The sequence below is a fragment of the Burkholderia sp. Ax-1724 genome (genome assembly GCF_011752995.1).
GTDB lineage: Bacteria > Pseudomonadota > Gammaproteobacteria > Burkholderiales > Burkholderiaceae > Paraburkholderia.
Map to the genome: position 1 here is coordinate 14,740 of NZ_VWWL01000037.1, position 17,108 is coordinate 31,847.

The window sequence follows — 17,108 nt, forward strand, 5'->3', positions numbered from 1 at the left end:
CAACGCGAAATTCAGGACGGGGCACCACGTCCCCGAGAAGATCCAGATGGCCTTACTGCAAATCTCCGAACCCGGCATGGCGCCGGCGCCCCACCAGCGGCGTCTCGCAGTCGGTATCGATCTCGGCACCACCAACTCCCTCGTCGCCGCTGTGCGCAGCGGCGTGCCCGATGTGCTGCCCGACGAAGACGGGCATGCGCTGCTGCCCTCGGTGGTGCGCTATCTCGAACAGGGCGGCCGTCGCATCGGCCGCAAGGCGAAGGCCGAGGCGGCGAGCGATCCGCGCAACACGATCGTCTCGGTCAAGCGCTTCATGGGCCGCGGCAAAGCGGAAGTGGAGGGCGCCGAAAACGCGCCGTACGATTTCGTCGACGCACCCGGCATGGTGCAGATCCGCACCGTCGACGGCGTGAAGAGCCCGGTCGAAGTGTCGGCCGAAATTCTCGCGACGCTGCGCCAGCGCGCCGAAGACACGCTCGGCGACGAGCTGGTCGGCGCGGTCATCACGGTGCCCGCGTATTTCGACGACGCGCAGCGCCAGGCCACCAAGGACGCTGCGCGTCTCGCGGGCCTGAACGTGCTGCGGCTGCTCAACGAGCCGACCGCGGCCGCGATCGCCTACGGTCTCGACAACGGCTCCGAAGGCCTCTACGCCGTGTACGACCTCGGCGGCGGCACCTTCGACCTGTCGATCCTCAAGCTCACGAAAGGCGTGTTCGAAGTGCTCGCGGCCGGCGGCGATTCCGCGCTCGGCGGCGACGATTTCGACCACGCGCTCTATCGTCACGTGCTCGCGCAGGCGGGCATTGCGCCGCAAACGCTCGCGCCGCAGGACGTGCGTCTGCTGCTCGACGGCGTGCGCGACGCCAAGGAGGCGTTGTCGAGCGCGCCGCAGGCCAGCCTCAAGGCAACGCTTGCGAACGGCACCGCGCTCGATCTGACGATCGACGAGGCCATCTTCGAGACGATCACGCAGGAGCTGGTTCAGCGCACCTTCGGTCCGACGAAGAAGGCGCTGCGCGACGCGAAGGTTGCGACGAAAGACATCAAGGGCGTCGTGCTGGTCGGCGGCGCGACGCGCATGCCGGTGATCCGCCGCGCGGTCGAAGCGTTCTTCGGCCAGCCGCCGCTCGTCAATCTCGACCCGGACCAGGTCGTCGCGCTCGGCGCGGCGATCCAGGCCGATCTGCTGGCCGGCAATCGCGGCGCGGAAGGCGACGAGTGGCTGCTGCTCGACGTGATTCCGCTGTCGCTCGGCGTCGAGACGATGGGCGGCCTGACCGAGAAGATCATCCCGCGCAACTCGACGATTCCGGTCGCGCGCGCGCAGGATTTCACGACCTTCAAGGATGGACAGACCGCGATGGCGATTCACGTCGTGCAAGGCGAGCGCGAACTCGTGAGCGACTGCCGTTCGCTCGCGCGCTTCGAATTGCGCGGCATTCCGCCGATGGCGGCCGGTGCGGCGCGCATTCGCGTCACGTATCAGGTCGATGCGGACGGCCTCCTGTCCGTGTTCGCGCGCGAGCAGACCTCGGGCGTGGAGGCATCGGTCGTGGTCAAGCCATCCTACGGTCTCGCCGATGACGACATCGCGCGCATGCTCGAAGACAGCTTCTCGACCGCCGAGGTCGACATGCGCGCGCGCGCGTTGCGCGAGGCGCAGGTCGAAGCGCAGCGTCTTGTCGAGGCGACCGACGCGGCGCTTGCCGCCGACGCCGAACTGCTCGACGACAGCGAACGTGCGGCGCTCGACGCGCTGCTCGCCGCCTTGCGCAACGTCGCGCAAAGCGACGACGTGAATGTGGTCGAAGCGGCCACCAAGGCGCTCGCCGAAGGCACGGACGAATTCGCCGCGCGCCGCATGAACAAGGGCATCCGCCGCGCACTGTCGGGTCGCAAGCTCGACGAGATCTGAGCGCGGCGTGAGCGGTGGCATGCGGCGGGCCGGGCCCGTCAAGCGCCGCGCCCGCTAAGTCCCGTGGAACCATCCTCGGGCGACTGGAACAACCGAAGCGCGCCTTGCGGACTTAAAAAGTCCGCAAGGCGCCAGTAGAATGGCACGGAGCCTGTACGGCATCGCTGGCAGCCACCGTGCCTCAGACCCAAACGGAAACCGTATGCCTCAAATCGTTGTGCTGCCTCACGTCGAACTGTGTCCGGATGGCGCCGTGATCGACGCCGTTCCCGGCAAGAGCATCTGCGACAACCTGCTCGATCACGGCATCGAAATCGAGCACGCGTGCGAGAAGTCCTGCGCGTGCACGACCTGTCACGTGATCGTGCGTGAGGGTTTCGCCGCCTTGACGCCGTCCGAGGAAGACGAGGACGATCTGCTGGACAAGGCGTGGGGGCTCGAACCGGCTTCGCGTCTGTCGTGCCAGGCGATCGTGCCGGACGAGCAGGATCTGGTCGTCGAAATTCCGCGTTACTCGATCAATCACGCGAAGGAAAACCACTAACAGGAGGACGCAGCCATGAAGTGGACCGATACGCAAGACATCGCGATGGCCCTGACGGACAAGCACCAGGACGTCGATCCTCAGCAGGTGCGCTTCACCGATCTGCACCGCTGGGTGACCGAGCTCGAAGGCTTCGACGACGATCCGAACCGTTCGAACGAAAAGATTCTCGAGGCGATCCAGGCGGCATGGATCGAAGACGCGGATTATTGAGCGCGTTGAATGCGTTAAGTGCTTGTGAGGGGGCGCGGTTCCGTACCCGCTTCCGTGCACTGTGGCGATGATGTTGCGATTAGCCGAAAAAGGCGATTCCAGTCGGAATCGCCTTTTTCGTTGCCGCGGCGGAAAAATAGCCTCGAACCCTGGCTGCGGCCATCAGCCCGCGACCAGCGCGCCGTTTTCGATTCGCACGCGTTGACCTTGCTGGAACGGCGGCGCTTCGTGATACGTGAAGTAGCGCGTCTTGCCGTTCTCCATCCGCACGCGCACCGAATACGCGGTCGAGCTGCGCAGATGCTTTTCGACCGAGTTGCCCGCGAACCCGCCACCGAGCGCGCCGAGCACCGTCATCGCGGCGCGGCCACCGCCGGCGCCGAACTGGTTGCCGATCACGCCACCGGCCACCGCGCCGCCGACCGCGCCGATCCCGGTGCCATGGCCCTCATGACGAACGGCCGAAATTGCGACGACCGTGCCGCAGGTCGAGCAATAGGCGGGCTGCGGCGCCGGCTGCTGGGCGTACTGTGGCGCGGCCTGCGCCTGCTGCGGCTGCGCATATTGCGGCTGCTGTGCCGGGACGGCCGGCACAGGCTGCGGGATCTGTGCGGCCTGAGGCGCTTGTCGTTGAGCCGGCGCGTCGACTGGCGCCGCCGAATCGACGATACCCGGCTGCTGCGCGTCCTGTTGCGCCTGCTGTTGAGCTTGTGCTGTGACCTGCGCGGCTTGCGTCTGATCGCTCTGCGCGCCGTTGCTCGACGCTTTCGGGAATACGCCGGTAATCGCCGCCGTGGCGACCAGACTTGCGACGAGCACCGCGCCCGCGGCGGTCGCAATCAGCGGATGAAGACGACGCGGTTGCGTCGGTTGCGTCGGTTGAGTGGGGTTGTCCATATTGGCCTCCGTTTCTGACAGAGCCGGCTTTTCTTGATGCTCGCTCTCTGGTGCTTTCGTTGCTGCGCTTGATGAGATCGAGTGTCAGGCAATTCGAGCGGGGTGGCGTTTCAATTTGTAACCCGGGCGGCGCGGGCAGCGCGCGAGGGCAAGTGGCTGGCGCACGGCGGGCCTTGGGCTGCGCAAGTTTCGAAACCCGGCCTCGCCCGAACCGCCGGGGCGGCATCGCGCAGCTTTTACTACTGGTTACAAACCATCGGTAGCAGAAAACGGTCCTGTTCCCTTTCGAGCGGATGCGAGTGAGTAATACAAAACGCCCGGCAGGGCCGGGCGTTTTCGGAGACGTCTGCGCGGGTCGCATGCCACGAACGGCAACGACCCGCAACCCGCAACGGCGATCAGTCCTCGCGGCGCAGATGCGGGAACAGGATCACGTCGCGGATGCTCGGGCTGTCCGTCAGCATCATCACGAGACGGTCGATGCCGATACCGCAGCCGCCGGTCGGCGGCATGCCGTATTCGAGCGCGCGGATGTAGTCGGCGTCGTAGTACATCGCTTCCTCGTCGCCGGCGTCTTTCTGGTCGACCTGCTTCCTGAAGCGCGCGGCCTGGTCTTCCGGATCGTTCAGTTCCGAGAAGCCGTTGGCGATCTCGCGGCCGGTGATGAACAGCTCGAAACGCTCGGTGATGCCTTCCACCTTGTCCGACGCGCGCGCGAGCGGCGACACCTCGATCGGGTAGTCGATGATGTAGGTCGGTTCCCACAGTTGCGACTCGGCGGTCTCTTCGAACAGCGCCAGTTGCAACGCGCCGACGCCCGCATTGAGGAACTGCGGCTGCGACGCGTCGACGCCGAACTTCTTCAGCTCGGTGCGCAGGAACGCGCTGTCGGCGAGTTGCTCGCTCGTGTATTGCGGCGCGTATTTCTGGATCGCCTGCGTGATCGTGAGCCGATGAAACGGCTTGCTCAGATCGAGCTCGCGGCCCTGATACGTGATCGTGGCCGTGCCGAGCGCGTCGATCGCGGCCTGGCGGATCAGGCGTTCGGTGAAGTCCATCAGCCACGTGTAGTCGGTGTAGGCCGCGTAGAACTCGATCATCGTGAATTCCGGGTTGTGGCGCACGGAGACGCCCTCGTTGCGGAAATTACGGTTGATCTCGAACACGCGCTCGAAGCCGCCGACCACGAGCCGCTTCAGATACAGCTCGGGCGCGATGCGCAGGAACATCTGCATGTCGAGCGCGTTGTGGTGCGTCGAGAACGGCTTGGCCGCCGCGCCGCCCGGAATCGGGTGCAGCATCGGCGTTTCGACTTCCATGAAGTTCGCGTCGGCCATGTACTTGCGGATCGACGCAATCGCCCTGGTGCGCGCGATGAAGGTCTTGCGCGTTTCCGGCGTGACGATCAGATCGACGTAGCGCTGGCGGTACTTCATTTCCTGGTCGGCGAGACCGTGGAATTTGTCGGGCAGCGGACGCAGCGACTTCGACAGCAGACGCAGCTCCGTGCAGCGCACCGACAGCTCGCCCTTGTTGGTGCGAAACAGCACGCCGCGCGCGGCGACGATGTCGCCCATGTCCCACTTCTTGAACGCGTCGTAGGTCTCCTGGCCGACGTCGGCCGGGGTGATGAAGAACTGGATCTGACCCGAGCCGTCGCGCACGGTCGCGAAGCTCGCCTTGCCCATCACGCGCTTGAGCATCATGCGGCCGGCGATCGCGACTTCGAGCGGATTCGCTTCGAGCGCGTCCTTGTCGCTGTGCTCGTATTGCCGCTGCAGGTCGTCGGCGTGATGGGTGGGGCGGAAGTCGTTCGGATAGGCGACGCCGTGCTCACGCAGCTCGCGCAGCTTTTCGCGGCGCTCGGCGATGATCTTGTTGTCGTCCACCTCGGGCGCGGTGTTCGGCTGGGCCGAATTAGGCTGGGTCGGTTCGGTCATGATGATGTGGTGTTCGGTGGCCCGCGGCGGAGTGCTCCGCGCGGGAGGCCAGTCAGTGTAAAAACCTCAGGCGGTACTGGGAAAACGGGGCAAGCAAACGGACTGCGAGCAAAGACGGCAATCGGGGACCGCAGGCCGGCGGCGAGCCAGCGGCGCAGGCCATGCCATGCCGCGCCGCCCGCGCTTAGACGCCCTGTTTCAGGCTCGCGCTGATGAACGGATCGAGGTCGCCGTCGAGCACGCTCTTCGTGTTGCTGATTTCGACGTTGGTGCGCAAATCCTTGATGCGGCTGTTGTCGAGCACGTACGAGCGGATCTGATGACCCCAGCCCACATCGGTCTTACCGGCTTCGAGCTTGTCCTGCTCGGCCTGACGCTTGCGGATTTCCGCTTCGTACAGGCGCGATTTCAGCATCGCCATCGCTTCGGCGCGGTTGCGGTGCTGCGAGCGGTCGTTCTGGCATTGCACGACGATGCCCGACGGCATGTGCGTGATCCGCACCGCGGAGTCGGTCTTGTTGATGTGCTGACCGCCCGCGCCCGAGGCGCGATACGTGTCGATGCGCAGATCGGCCGGGTTGATGTCGACTTCGATCGAGTCGTCGATTTCCGGATACACGAACACCGACGAGAACGACGTATGGCGGCCGCCCGACGAGTCGAACGGCGACTTGCGCACGAGCCGGTGCACGCCGGTTTCGGTGCGCAGGAAGCCGTAGGCGTATTCGCCCTCGATCTTGATCGTCGCGTTCTTGATGCCGGCCACGTCGCCTTCGGTTTGCTCGAGCACCTCGGTCTTGAAGCCCTTGCGCTCGCAGTAGCGCAGATACTGGCGCAGCAGCATCGAAGCCCAGTCGCACGCCTCGGTACCGCCGGCGCCGGCCTGGATGTCGAGAAACGCGTTGTTGGGGTCAGCCGGGTTCGCGAACATCCGGCGAAATTCCATGTCGGCGACGCGCGCCTCGATGGCCTGGGCATCGCCCTCGCAGGCGGCGAGCGTGTCGTCGTCGCCTTCCTCGCGCGCCATCTCGAACAGGTCCTGGGCGTCGCGCACGTCGTTCGTGATCGACGTGAGCTTGCCGACCGTGTCGTCGAGCAGCTTCTTTTCCTTACCGAGTGCCTGGGCGTGCTTCGAGTCGTTCCAGACGTCCGGGTCTTCGAGTTCGCGGTTGACTTCGATTAGACGCAGTGCTTTGTCGTCGTAGTCAAAGATACCCCCGTAGGTCGTCCGCGCGCTTGCGCAGGTCGGCCAGAGAGGCTTCGATCGCGTTGAGACGTTCCGCTTCCATGTCGATCTTTTATAGCTTCGTAAAAAAGGTGAAATTATAGCCGATCGGCACGCCGCGCCGGAGCCTTCGGGGCAATCCGGCGCGTGTTCGCAGTTGATTTTGCGGAGATTTTTCGCGGTTTCGCGAAGGACGGCGTGATCTGCCGGGGCGAGCGCGCCATGGGCGGCGGTGGCCGGCGTGCGCTGGCGGCGTCAGCTTGCCGCATGCTCGACGATCAGCTGCACGCGCGACACGCCGTTCCACGTATCGCTTGCGAGCCGGTAGGCGACGGTCGTGCGCGCGGGCAGCGTATCGGTATGGTTGAACCAGATCGCGTTGAAGCGCTGGCGGCCGCGCAACAGCTGCAGCTTCAGGTGCTTGTCCTTCACGAGCGCCTGCGAGGCGACCTCGAACTCGCCCGAAAACACCGGCGCCGGGAAGCCCTGGCCCCACACGGCCGCGTCGAGCATCTCGACGAATTGCGGCGTGAAGTACGCGTCTTCGAGCTCGCCGTCGGTTTCGACGGTGCGCGCGAGCGCCTCTTCGGACAGCCATTCGCGGCCGACCGCTTCGAACGCGGCCGTGAAGCGCGGCACGTCGGCGGCGGCGAGCGTCAGGCCCGCGGCCATCGCGTGGCCGCCGAACTTGACGAGCAGGTCCGGCTCGCGCTTCGAGATCAGATCGAGCGCGTCGCGCAGGTGAAAGCCCGCGATCGAGCGGCCCGAGCCCTTGACGGTGAGGCCGCTGTCGTCGGCGGGCGCGAACGTGAACGAGGGGCGGTGGAACTTCTCCTTGAGCCGCCCCGCGACGATGCCGATCACGCCCTGATGCCAGCCCGGATTGAACAGCGTGATCGTGGCCGTGCCCTCGGGGTTGACCGTCGAGAGATCGTCGAGCGCCTGCTGCTGCATGCCGGCTTCGATCTCGCGGCGCTCGCGGTTCATCGTGTCGAGTTGCTGGGCGAGTTCCCAGGCGCGGCCGACGTCGTCGGTGGTCAGGCATTCGATGCCGAGCGACATGTCCGACAGCCGGCCCGCCGCGTTCAGGCGAGGGCCGAGCGCGAAGCCGAGGTCGAAGCCCGAGGCGCTGCGCGCATCGCGCGCGGCGGCGCGAAAGAGCGCCGCGATGCCGGGCTGCATGCGGCTTTTGCGGATGCGCTGCAAACCCTGCGCGACCAGCACGCGGTTGTTGCCGTCGAGCTTCACGACGTCGGCGACGGTGCCGAGCGCGACCAGATCGAGCAGGCCGTCGAGGCGCGGTTCGGGCAATGCCTCGCCGAACGCACCGCGGCGGCGCAACTCCGCGCGCAGCGCGAGCAGCACGTAGAACATCACGCCGACGCCGGCAAGGCACTTGCTCGGGAACGTGCAGCCCGGCTGGTTCGGATTGACGATCGCGCGTGCGGCGGGCAGTTCGTCGCCGGGTAGGTGGTGGTCGGTGACGAGCACGTCGATGCCGAGCGCGTTGGCGGCCGCGACGCCGTCGACGCTCGCGATGCCGTTGTCGACCGTGATCAGCAGATCGGGCTTGCCGGCCGCGCCGCACGTTGCCAGATCGACGATCTCCGGCGTGAGTCCGTAGCCGTGCTCCATGCGGTTCGGCACGAGATAGTCGATGCGGCCGCCGAACATGCGCAGCCCGCGCACCGCGACCGCGCAGGCGGTTGCGCCGTCGCAGTCGTAATCGGCGACGACGAGCATGCGGCGCTGTTGCTGGATCGCGTCGGCGAGCAGCGCGGCGGCTGCCTCGCAGCCCTTCAGTTCGGCAGGCGGCACGAGCCGCGCGAGGCCGGTTTCGACGTCCTCGGGCAGGCATACGCCGCGTGACGCGTAGAGGCGCGCGAGCACCGGATGCAGGCCGTGGCGGGTGAGGACTTCGGCGTCGACGGGAGAGCAGGCGCGCGTAACGATTCGGGTCATGCGAAAGGGCCGTAGGGGATTCGAAGGGGCTGGCGGTGGCGCATGGCATGGCTCATGCGTTGGCTCACTCGATAAACAGCGAGGCCAGCACGCGCCGTCGCCAGAATTTGCGCAGATCGCCACGCGTGACCGTCAGCGTCACGGAGCCGGTGTCGCCGCACAGCGTGAGGCCGAGTTCGGCGAGTTCGCCCGCCTGCAAGGCCGCGAGCGCGGGCTCGAACCAGTCGGTCTGCAGCGCGGCGAAGGCCTGGTTCCAGCGCGCCCAGTCCTGTTCGATGTAGGGCGCGGAGAACGGATCGAGTTCGACGAGCGTGGCGCCTTGGCCCGGGCTGCCGGTGCCGCCGACTTTGTCGTTGGCGCTGGCGCCGCCATCATTGCCAGGATTGCCGCCTGAACCGCCTGAACCGCCTGAACCGCCGGTCGACGCGGCGTCAGCGGCGTTTGCCATGTCCGCATGCTTGCCTCTCGTCGCACCGCACCGCGCCGCCGTCAATTCGCCGAACGAAGCGGGCGGTGTGCCCGTCGCCGCGCCCGCGCTTAGCGCGAGGCCGCGCGTGGCCGTGGCATCGGACAACACCTGCGCGAACGGACTGCGCACCGGCCGCGCCGCGCCCTGCGCGTGAAACCAGATCGAATTGACGGCCGGCAGCCCGCGCACCTCGCGCGCTTCGTTGACCGGATGCTCGAACCATGCCATCTGCACTTCGTTCTGCAGCTTCATCCACGCGCGCGAGCGCTCGCCCGAATGCGCTTCGTGCGGCAGCCAGATTTCGATGTTGCGGCCGCTCGCGCGCAGCGGCGAGGCGCCCGCGAGCGTACCGAACGCGTCGCTCGACAGATACCAGCGCGCCGGCTTCGGCGCCTCGATGCGCACGCCGAGTTCCTCGATCAGTGGACGCGCGACCGCGAGCAGCGCGCTCGCTTCGTCGTCGGACAGGTCGAGCGAAGCGGGATCGATCAGCACGAGGTGGTCATGCGCGATGCGCACGTGCACCGGCTGCACGCAGGCCCATGTCGCGTTGCCGGGTTCGCCGCCGTCGGCGCGCAGCATGTAGGGCGCGAGCGGCGCTTCATCGGCGGCGGACGTCGCGCCGTCGGGCAGCGCGCCGAATTGCCGGGCGACCCAGCGCTCGTGCGGCAGCGTGCGCTGAAAATCCTCGCCGACCACGCGTTCGACGAGCGTCGCGCGCGCGATCAGCTTGTCGAGCGCCGGGCAGCGGATGTCGTGGAGGGCGGTGGAGGCGTCGGCCGCGGCGGGCAGCGCGAACGGCAGCAGAAGGTGGAAGCGGTCGGCAGGCATGATGTTGCGCATTGTAGGGTAAAGAGTGCGAATATTTCGACCGGAACGCTCACCGCGAGGCGGCCACGGGGCAGGTTGTAAGGCAGGACGATGCCGGATCGGATCGATATCGGACGGGCATGCCGGACGCACATAAGCGGGGTCGGTCAGCCGGGCGGATGGGAGCGGGCAGTCCGAGCGCCTCGCGTGAGCCGGGCGAACCGGAGCGAACCCCGGCCCGCCCGTGCCGCGCTTGCAGGACTAGCAGGACAGGCGCGCGCCATACGGTTCTGCGCCACGGGACACGACCGGCACGGCCGTTGCGGGCCGTTGCATTATCCGGCGCCATTTGTATGGCAAACTTCGCGCTTGATCGCAGAAGGCGGTGGCCGCGCTTCGCACCCCACGCGGAACGATCCGCGCCGCCGCGAGCCCAACGATCACGACGCCCGGGCCGCACGGCGGGCGCCACGCGCCGGTGGTGCACCGCACTCAGTCGAAGAACGCAGAAAAGGATTCGCTTGAAATTTCCCTACGAATGGCAGATTGGCTGGCGCTACACGCGCGCCGGCAAACGCACGACCGGTAACGGCTTCATCTCGTTCATCGCGCTGGTGTCGATGTCGGGCATTGCGCTCGGCGTCGCGGCGCTGATCGTCGTGTTGTCGGTGATGAACGGCTTTCAGAAAGAGGTGCGCGACCGCATGCTGTCGGTGCTCGCGCACGTCGAGATCTTTTCGCCGACCGGCTCGATGCCCGACTGGCAACTGACCGCGAAGGAAGCGCGGCAGAACAAGGAAGTGATCGGCGCGGCGCCGTACGTCGAGGCGCAGGCGCTGCTCACGCGCCAGGACGCGGTGAGCGGCGTCGCGCTGCGCGGCGTCGAGCCGACGCTCGAACCGGAAGTGTCCGACATCGGCAAGGAAATGAAAGGCGGCAAGCTGACCGACCTCGTGCCGGGCGACTTCGGCATCGTGCTCGGCGCGGACCTCGCCGCCAATCTCGGCGTGCAGGTCAACGACAAGATCACGCTGGTCGCGCCCGAGGGCACGATCACGCCGGCCGGCATGCTGCCGCGCCTGAAGCAGTTCACGGTGGTCGGCATCTTCGAGTCGGGGCATTACGAATACGACAGCACGCTCGCGCTGATCAACATCAAGGACGCGCAGGCGCTGTTCCGGCTACCCGCGCCGAGCGGCGTGCGGCTGCGCCTGACCGACATGCAGCGCGCGCCCGAGGTCGCGCATCAGCTCGCGCGCACCCTGTCGGGCGATCTCTACATTCGCGACTGGACGCAGCAGAACAAGACCTGGTTCTCGGCCGTGCAGATCGAAAAGCGCATGATGTTCATCATCCTCACGCTGATCATCGCGGTCGCGGCGTTCAACCTCGTGTCGTCGCTCGTGATGACCGTGACCAACAAGCAGGCCGACATCGCGATCCTGCGCACGCTCGGCGCGCAGCCCCGCTCGATCATGAAGATTTTCGTCGTGCAGGGCGTGACGATCGGCTTCATCGGCACGGCGACCGGCGTCGCGCTCGGCTGCCTGATCGCGTGGAGCATTCCGTGGCTCGTGCCGATGATCGAGCATCTGTTCGGCGTGCAGTTCCTGCCGCCGTCGGTGTACTTCATCAGCGAGCTGCCGTCCGAGCTGATTCCGGCCGACGTCGCGCGCATCGGCATCATCGCGTTCGTGCTCTCGGCGCTGGCCACGCTCTACCCGAGCTGGCGCGGCGCGAAGGTCCGTCCGGCGGAGGCGCTGCGCTATGAATGACCGCCTTGCCCATTCTTCAACCGAATCGTCCATGACCGCTCAGGCCCCCGCGTCGTATCCGTACGTGCTCGAAGCAACCGGCATTTCCAAATCGTTCGTGCAGGGCGGGCTGAACGTGCGGGTGCTCGACAATACGCAGCTTTCCGTGCGGCGCGGCGAGAAGCTCGCGATCGTCGGCGCGTCGGGCTCCGGCAAGAGCACGCTGCTGCACGTGCTCGGCGGTCTCGACGATCCGAGCGCGGGCCAGGTGTCGGTGCTCGGCAAGCCGTTCACGAAGCTCTCCGAGCGCGAGCGCAACGATCTGCGCAATCGCGCGCTTGGCTTTGTCTATCAGTTTCACCATCTGCTGCCGGAATTTTCCGCGCTCGACAATGTCGCGATGCCGCTGCGGATTCGCCGCGAGACGACCGAGGCCGCGCGCCGCGAGGCGCTTGCCGTGCTCGAACAGGTCGGCATGGGGCATCGTGCGAAGCATCGGCCGGGCGAGCTGTCGGGCGGCGAGCGCCAGCGCGTCGCGATCGCGCGGGCGCTGGTCACGAAGCCCGCCTGCGTGCTCGCCGACGAGCCGACCGGCAACCTCGACGGCGGTACCGCCGACACGGTCTTCAACCTGATGCTCGAACTGTCGCGCACGCTCGAAACGAGCTTCGTGATCGTCACGCACGACCCGGAACTGGCCGGGCGCTGCGACCGCATCATGCGGCTGCGCGACGGCGTGCTGCACGAGGAGCCGCCGGTACCGGTTTGAGTGCGCGGGGGCGCGCCCGCCGCTTGCGAGACGACTCATGTGGATCGATACGCACTGCCATCTCGATGCTGCCGAATTCGACGCCGATCGCGACGCGGTCGCGGCGGCCGCGCGCGGCGCGGGCGTCTCGCGCATCGTGATTCCGACGATCGGGCGGCAGAATTTCGCGGCGGTGCGCGAACTCGCGCATCGCGTCGAGGGCGGGGCGTACGCGCTCGGCATTCATCCGCTCTTCACGCCCGGCGCCGACGATGCCGACCTCGACCTGCTGCGCATGGAGATCGAGGCGAGTCTCGACGATCCGCGCTTCGTCGGCATCGGCGAGATCGGGCTCGACTATTTCGTCGAAGGTCTCGACGACGCGCGCCAGCAATTCTTCTACAACGGCCAGTTGCAGCTCGCGCGCGAATTCGATCTGCCGGTGATCTGCCACGTGCGCAAATCGCAGGATCAGGTCATCAAGGGGCTGCGGCGGCATCAGATCCATCGTGGCATCGCCCACGCATTCAACGGCAGTTTCCAGCAGGCTCAGGCGTATCTCGACCAGGGGCTGCATCTCGGCTTCGGCGGCAATCTGACGTTCGAGCGCGCGCGGCAAATCCGGCGTCTCGCCGAGCAACTGCCGTTCGATGCGCTCGTCGTCGAGACCGACGCGCCGGACATCGCGCCGTCGTGGATGTACAGGCAGCGCAACTCGCCCGAGCAGATTCCGGCAATCGGCGCGAGCCTCGCGCAGCTCCGCCATGTCACACCCGACTCAGCCGCCCTAAGCACAACGGCTAACGCGCTCGCCGCGCTGCCGCGACTCGCGCTTTCCTCTGCATAATCGATTCCATTGATCGAAGGGTTCGCGCCGGGCGACACCCCCGCCCGGTGGGCTTGCTGTCGCCTGTTCGCCGCGCGTGGGTTCGCCTCGCGTGGGGCGGCGCGGAGGGCGGATGCGAGCAGTGTGGTGCGGTTTTGCGTTGGGTGTGATCGGCTTGCAGCGGCAGGCGGCATTGCCGCGGACGGCCGGCTGGTGGACGCTGGTTTTGCTGGGTGGCGCGGCGCTGGGTGTGGCGATTTGGGGCTTGCGGGAACGCGCCGCGACGCCCCTTGCGTACAGGTGCGCGTTGCCGGATTCGCTGGCGTGGCGGTTGGCGTGTCGCCTGTGCCGCATGTACCGTAAGGCGAGCGTGCGGCGGATGATCGGCTGGAGCGCCGTGTGGTGCGCGGCAATCTGCGCGGGCTTTGGTTATGCCGCCGTGCGCGCGCATACGCGGCTCGTGGTGAGCTTGCCGCACGCGTGGGAAGGGCGCGATATCGAGGTCGCCGGCAGCATCAAGGGTTTGCCGTCGCATGACGAGAAAGGCGCGCGATTTCTGTTCGAAGTCGAGACGAACGATGCCGGGCTCGCCGCTTTTCCGCAGGTGATTCAACTCTCGTGGATCGCTCGCGACACACCGGCGCCGCCGCTCGAACCCGGTCAACGCTGGCGTCTGCCCGTGCGGTTGAAGCGTCCGCACGGCAATGCGAATTTCGGCGTGCGCGATGCCGAAGCGAGTCTGCTCGCGCGCAACGTGCGGGCGGTTGGTTACGTGAGCGCGGCGGATCGCGCGGTGCGTTTGCCGGGCTATGCGCGCGGGCTTGCGGTGTGGGTCGACCGTTCGCGTGCCGCGTTGCGTGCGCGGATCGACACGGTGCTCGCCGATGCGCCGCATCGCGGGATCGTCGTCGCGCTCGCGACCGGCGCGCAGGACGAAGTGAGCACCGCCGACTGGCAATTGATGCGCGGCACCGGCACGAGTCATCTGGTGGCGATTTCGGGGCTGCATATCGGCTTCGTCGCGGGACTGGCCGGCTGGCTGGCGGCCGCGGTATGGCGGCGCTCGGGCTGGCTCGGGCGCGGCTGGCCGTTGCGGCTGCCCGCGCAGATCGTCGGCGTGACGGCCGGTGCGCTGTTTGCCGCCCTGCATGCGGCGCTCGCAGGCTTCAACGTGCCGGCGCAGCGCACGCTGTGGATGGCGGCGGTCGTCGCGCTGGCATTCGTCGGCGGGCGCAATCTGGCGCGCTCGACGGTGCTTGCGTGGGCGCTCGGGCTCGTGCTGCTGATCGATCCGTGGGCGGTCGTGTCGGCGGGATTCTGGCTGTCGTTCTGCGCGGTCGGCGCGATTCTGTTTGCGATGTCGGGGCGGCCGCGCGTGCGCAGTCGTCTGCGCGGGCGGGGCGATGAACGTTGGGGCGAACGCGGCGATGAATGCGGCGGTGAATGCAACGAGGCCGCCCCCGGAACCGGCCTGCGGGCGCTGCGCGCCGCTTCGAGTCGGCGTTTGCGCGCGCTCGTCGAACGCCTGCGCGGCGCCGCGCACGTGCAGATCGCGGTGACACTCGCGCTCGCGCCGCTCACCGTCTACTGGTTCGCGCAGATTCCGCTCGTCGGGCCGCTGGCGAACGCGTTCGCGATTCCGTGGGTGAGTCTGCTCGTCACGCCGGCGGTGCTCACGGGCGTTGCGTTGCCCGCGCCGCTCGACGCATTCGCGTGGCACGTCGCCCATACGTTGCTCGACGTGCTCGCGCTCGGCCTGCAGGGGTTGACGGGGCCGCGCTGGACGCTCTGGTGGTTGCCGCAACCCGCTGCATGGGCGCTTGCCGCGGCGGCGGTCGGCGTGCTCTGGTGCCTCGCGCCACGCGGCTGGCCGCTGCGCTGGGCCGCGCCGCTGACGTGGCTGCCGTTGCTGATGCCCAGCGCGGACGGCGCGCTTGCCGCGCCGGCGGGCGCGTTCCGTCTGACGGCGCTCGACGTGGGGCAGGGCGCGTCGATCCTCGTGCAAACCGCGCATCACGCATTGCTGTTCGATGCCGGGCCGGGCGCGGAATCGACGCACGCGGGCGAGCGCGTGGTCGTGCCGTTCCTGCAGGCGCAGGGCGTGACGACGCTCGACACGCTGATCGTCAGCCACGCCGATTCCGATCATGCGGGCGGCGTGCCTGCCGTGCTCGATGCGATCGAGGTGCGTCAGATGGTGGGCTCGCTCGCGCCGGACAATGCGCTGTGGCCGTACGCGCAGCGGCACGGCGCGCGGACGCTGCCGTGCGCGGCGGGGCAGCGCTGGCAATGGGACGGCGTCGAATTCGCGATACTGTGGCCGGATGCCGGGCCCGCGAGCGGCAAGAACAACGATCGTTGCTGCGTGCTCAGGGTCAGCACGTTGCCGCGCGCGGGGCTCGCCGCGACATCGCGCGCTCGCACAGAGACGACGCGTTTCGCGGCCCTGCTGACCGCCGACATCGAGGCGCCGGTCGAGCGCACGCTGCTCGCGCGCGATCGCGGCGCCTTGCGCGCCCAGGTGCTGATGGCGCCGCATCATGGCAGCAGGACCTCGTCGACCGAGCCGTTCCTCGACTCTATCGAGCCGTCCATCGCGCTATTTCAGGTAGGCTACGAAAATCGTTTTCATCATCCGAATGCGGGCGTGTTCGAGCGCTACGAGGCACGCCATATCGAACTCGGGCGCAGCGATCGGGACGGCGCGGTGCGGGTGGACGTCGATCCCGGCGCGGACGGCCCCGCGCTCACGCTCGAGCGCTATCGCGAGACGCGGCGGCGCTACTGGATGGCGCGTTGAGCGCGCGAGACGCCTGTCAAAGGCGCACGCAAAAAACAGAAACGGAGATAGCCGCAGTTGAAAAACATCATTCATTTCTCTCATGCGAACGGCTTTCCGGCTTCCACCTACCGGACGATCTTCGCCGAACTTTCCGACGACTACGAGGTGCGCTTCATCGAGCGCATCGGCCATGACACGCGCTTTCCGGTCACGCAGGACTGGCCGCATCTGGTCGAGCAGTTGCTCGAAGACATCGGCCGCGCGTACGAGCAGCCGGTATGGCTCGTCGGACATTCGCTGGGCGGCTATCTGTCGCTGATGGCCGCACTGAAAAAGCCGCAGTGGGTGAGGGGCGTGGTGATGCTCGACTCGCCGGTGATCGCCGGTTGGCGCAGCAGCATGCTACGTGTCTCGCAATGGACCGGGCTCGACGAACGGCTCTCGCCGGCCGCCGCGACGCGCACCCGGCGCACGCAGTGGGCAAGCCGCGACGAAGCGTGGCGGCACTTCCATTCGAAGCCGGCGTTCGCGCGCTGGGACGAGCGCATGCTGTCCGACTACATCGACTTTGGCATTCCGCAGAGCGCGCCGGACGGCACGCGCGCGCTCGCATTCGACCGCCGCACCGAATACCGGATTTACCGCACGCTGCCGCACACGCTCGGCGCGCGGCTCGCGCACGGCGCGCCGGTGCCGGTCGGTTTCATCGCCGGCACGCGCTCGAAGGAAATCCGCCAGGCCGGTCTCGATGCGACGCGCCGCGCGACCGGCGGCCACCTTGAGTGGATCGAAGGCAGCCATCTGTATCCGATGGAGCGGCCGATCGAAACGGCGCGCGCGGTGCAGCGGATGTTGCGCGAACTGGAGCGGCTTGCCTGAGGCGCTGCGCGTGCGACTTGCGTGGCAAATGGCGGCGCCGGGTTGCACGCGAGGAGGGGGCGGCGCGCGCCGGGCCGGTCGTTTTTTGCTGGGTCGGGACCATCCTTTACGGTATAATCCGTTTTTCCCGCGAGCATCCAG

General features: G+C 67.5%; 13 protein-coding genes. 8 read left to right on the plus strand and 5 right to left on the minus strand.

What is annotated here, in order from left to right:
* Nucleotides 1–46: 46 nt before the first annotated feature.
* The 3 genes from hscA (at nucleotide 47) to iscX (ending at nucleotide 2,675) form a co-directional block, all read left to right on the plus strand.
* Nucleotides 47–1,918, plus strand: a complete 1,872-nt coding sequence (gene hscA / locus F3J19_RS30430) for a Fe-S protein assembly chaperone HscA (RefSeq protein WP_167049889.1) — start codon at nucleotides 47–49, stop codon at nucleotides 1,916–1,918.
* A gap of 202 nt (nucleotides 1,919–2,120) precedes the next feature.
* Nucleotides 2,121–2,462, plus strand: coding sequence for an ISC system 2Fe-2S type ferredoxin (gene fdx / locus F3J19_RS30435; protein ID WP_167049891.1), 342 nt, complete (start codon nucleotides 2,121–2,123; stop codon nucleotides 2,460–2,462).
* A 15-nt stretch (nucleotides 2,463–2,477) separates the two neighbouring features.
* Nucleotides 2,478–2,675, plus strand: coding sequence for a Fe-S cluster assembly protein IscX (gene iscX, locus F3J19_RS30440; RefSeq protein ID WP_013588918.1), 198 nt, complete (start codon nucleotides 2,478–2,480; stop codon nucleotides 2,673–2,675).
* A 162-nt stretch (nucleotides 2,676–2,837) separates the two neighbouring features.
* On the opposite strand, the gene F3J19_RS30445 is transcribed toward iscX, so the two are convergent.
* The 5 genes from F3J19_RS30445 to F3J19_RS30465 form a co-directional block, all read right to left on the minus strand.
* Nucleotides 2,838–3,572, minus strand: coding sequence for a glycine zipper 2TM domain-containing protein (locus tag F3J19_RS30445; RefSeq protein WP_167049893.1), 735 nt, complete (start codon nucleotides 3,570–3,572; stop codon nucleotides 2,838–2,840).
* A gap of 398 nt (nucleotides 3,573–3,970) precedes the next feature.
* On the minus strand, nucleotides 3,971–5,512 hold the full coding sequence (lysS, locus tag F3J19_RS30450) for a lysine--tRNA ligase (protein WP_167049895.1): 1,542 nt from the start codon (nucleotides 5,510–5,512) through the stop codon (nucleotides 3,971–3,973).
* A 184-nt stretch (nucleotides 5,513–5,696) separates the two neighbouring features.
* Nucleotides 5,697–6,801, minus strand: a protein-coding gene (prfB, locus tag F3J19_RS30455) for a peptide chain release factor 2 (RefSeq protein WP_167049897.1) whose coding sequence is annotated in 2 segments (ribosomal slippage) — nucleotides 5,697–6,719 and nucleotides 6,721–6,801 — 1,104 coding nt in all. Because the reading frame shifts where the segments join, the coding sequence is not laid out codon by codon here.
* Between the two features lie 191 nt (nucleotides 6,802–6,992).
* Nucleotides 6,993–8,699, minus strand: coding sequence for a single-stranded-DNA-specific exonuclease RecJ (recJ, locus tag F3J19_RS30460; protein WP_167049899.1), 1,707 nt, complete (start codon nucleotides 8,697–8,699; stop codon nucleotides 6,993–6,995).
* A gap of 64 nt (nucleotides 8,700–8,763) precedes the next feature.
* A complete protein-coding gene (locus F3J19_RS30465; RefSeq protein ID WP_167049901.1) occupies nucleotides 8,764–10,011 on the minus strand; it encodes a regulator in 1,248 nt (415 codons plus the stop codon).
* A 488-nt stretch (nucleotides 10,012–10,499) separates the two neighbouring features.
* Between F3J19_RS30465 and F3J19_RS30470 the strand changes: the two genes are divergently transcribed.
* The 5 genes from F3J19_RS30470 (at nucleotide 10,500) to F3J19_RS30490 (ending at nucleotide 16,967) form a co-directional block, all read left to right on the plus strand.
* Complete coding sequence (locus F3J19_RS30470) at nucleotides 10,500–11,753, plus strand: lipoprotein-releasing ABC transporter permease subunit (protein ID WP_167049903.1); 1,254 nt, start codon at nucleotides 10,500–10,502, stop codon at nucleotides 11,751–11,753.
* On the plus strand, nucleotides 11,746–12,501 hold the full coding sequence (gene lolD, locus F3J19_RS30475) for a lipoprotein-releasing ABC transporter ATP-binding protein LolD (protein WP_205193384.1): 756 nt from the start codon (nucleotides 11,746–11,748) through the stop codon (nucleotides 12,499–12,501). Before F3J19_RS30470 ends, lolD begins: the two co-directional genes overlap by 8 nt.
* A 37-nt stretch (nucleotides 12,502–12,538) precedes the next feature.
* Nucleotides 12,539–13,327: a TatD family hydrolase gene (locus tag F3J19_RS30480; RefSeq protein ID WP_167049906.1), complete on the plus strand. Its 789-nt coding sequence runs from the start codon at nucleotides 12,539–12,541 to the stop codon at nucleotides 13,325–13,327.
* A 112-nt stretch (nucleotides 13,328–13,439) separates the two neighbouring features.
* On the plus strand, nucleotides 13,440–16,106 hold the full coding sequence (locus tag F3J19_RS30485; protein WP_167049908.1) for a DNA internalization-related competence protein ComEC/Rec2: 2,667 nt from the start codon (nucleotides 13,440–13,442) through the stop codon (nucleotides 16,104–16,106).
* A gap of 57 nt (nucleotides 16,107–16,163) precedes the next feature.
* Nucleotides 16,164–16,967 (plus strand): alpha/beta hydrolase, encoded by an 804-nt coding sequence (locus F3J19_RS30490; protein ID WP_167049909.1) that lies wholly within the window; start codon nucleotides 16,164–16,166, stop codon nucleotides 16,965–16,967.
* The last annotated feature ends 141 nt before the right edge of the window (nucleotides 16,968–17,108 follow it).

What these genes read in the sequence shown, in the direction of transcription:
- hscA (WP_167049889.1), top strand. Translation starts at nt 47, where the DNA reads ATGGCCTTACTGCAAATCTCCGAACCCGGCATGGCGCCGGCGCCCCAC.
- fdx (WP_167049891.1), top strand. Translation starts at nt 2,121, where the DNA reads ATGCCTCAAATCGTTGTGCTGCCTCACGTCGAACTGTGTCCGGATGGC.
- iscX (WP_013588918.1), top strand. Translation starts at nt 2,478, where the DNA reads ATGAAGTGGACCGATACGCAAGACATCGCGATGGCCCTGACGGACAAG.
- F3J19_RS30445 (WP_167049893.1), bottom strand. Translation starts at nt 3,572, where the DNA reads ATGGACAACCCCACTCAACCGACGCAACCGACGCAACCGCGTCGTCTT.
- lysS (WP_167049895.1), bottom strand. Translation starts at nt 5,512, where the DNA reads ATGACCGAACCGACCCAGCCTAATTCGGCCCAGCCGAACACCGCGCCC.
- recJ (WP_167049899.1), bottom strand. Translation starts at nt 8,699, where the DNA reads ATGACCCGAATCGTTACGCGCGCCTGCTCTCCCGTCGACGCCGAAGTC.
- F3J19_RS30465 (WP_167049901.1), bottom strand. Translation starts at nt 10,011, where the DNA reads ATGCGCAACATCATGCCTGCCGACCGCTTCCACCTTCTGCTGCCGTTC.
- lolD (WP_205193384.1), top strand. Translation starts at nt 11,746, where the DNA reads ATGAATGACCGCCTTGCCCATTCTTCAACCGAATCGTCCATGACCGCT.
- F3J19_RS30480 (WP_167049906.1), top strand. Translation starts at nt 12,539, where the DNA reads ATGTGGATCGATACGCACTGCCATCTCGATGCTGCCGAATTCGACGCC.
- F3J19_RS30485 (WP_167049908.1), top strand. Translation starts at nt 13,440, where the DNA reads ATGCGAGCAGTGTGGTGCGGTTTTGCGTTGGGTGTGATCGGCTTGCAG.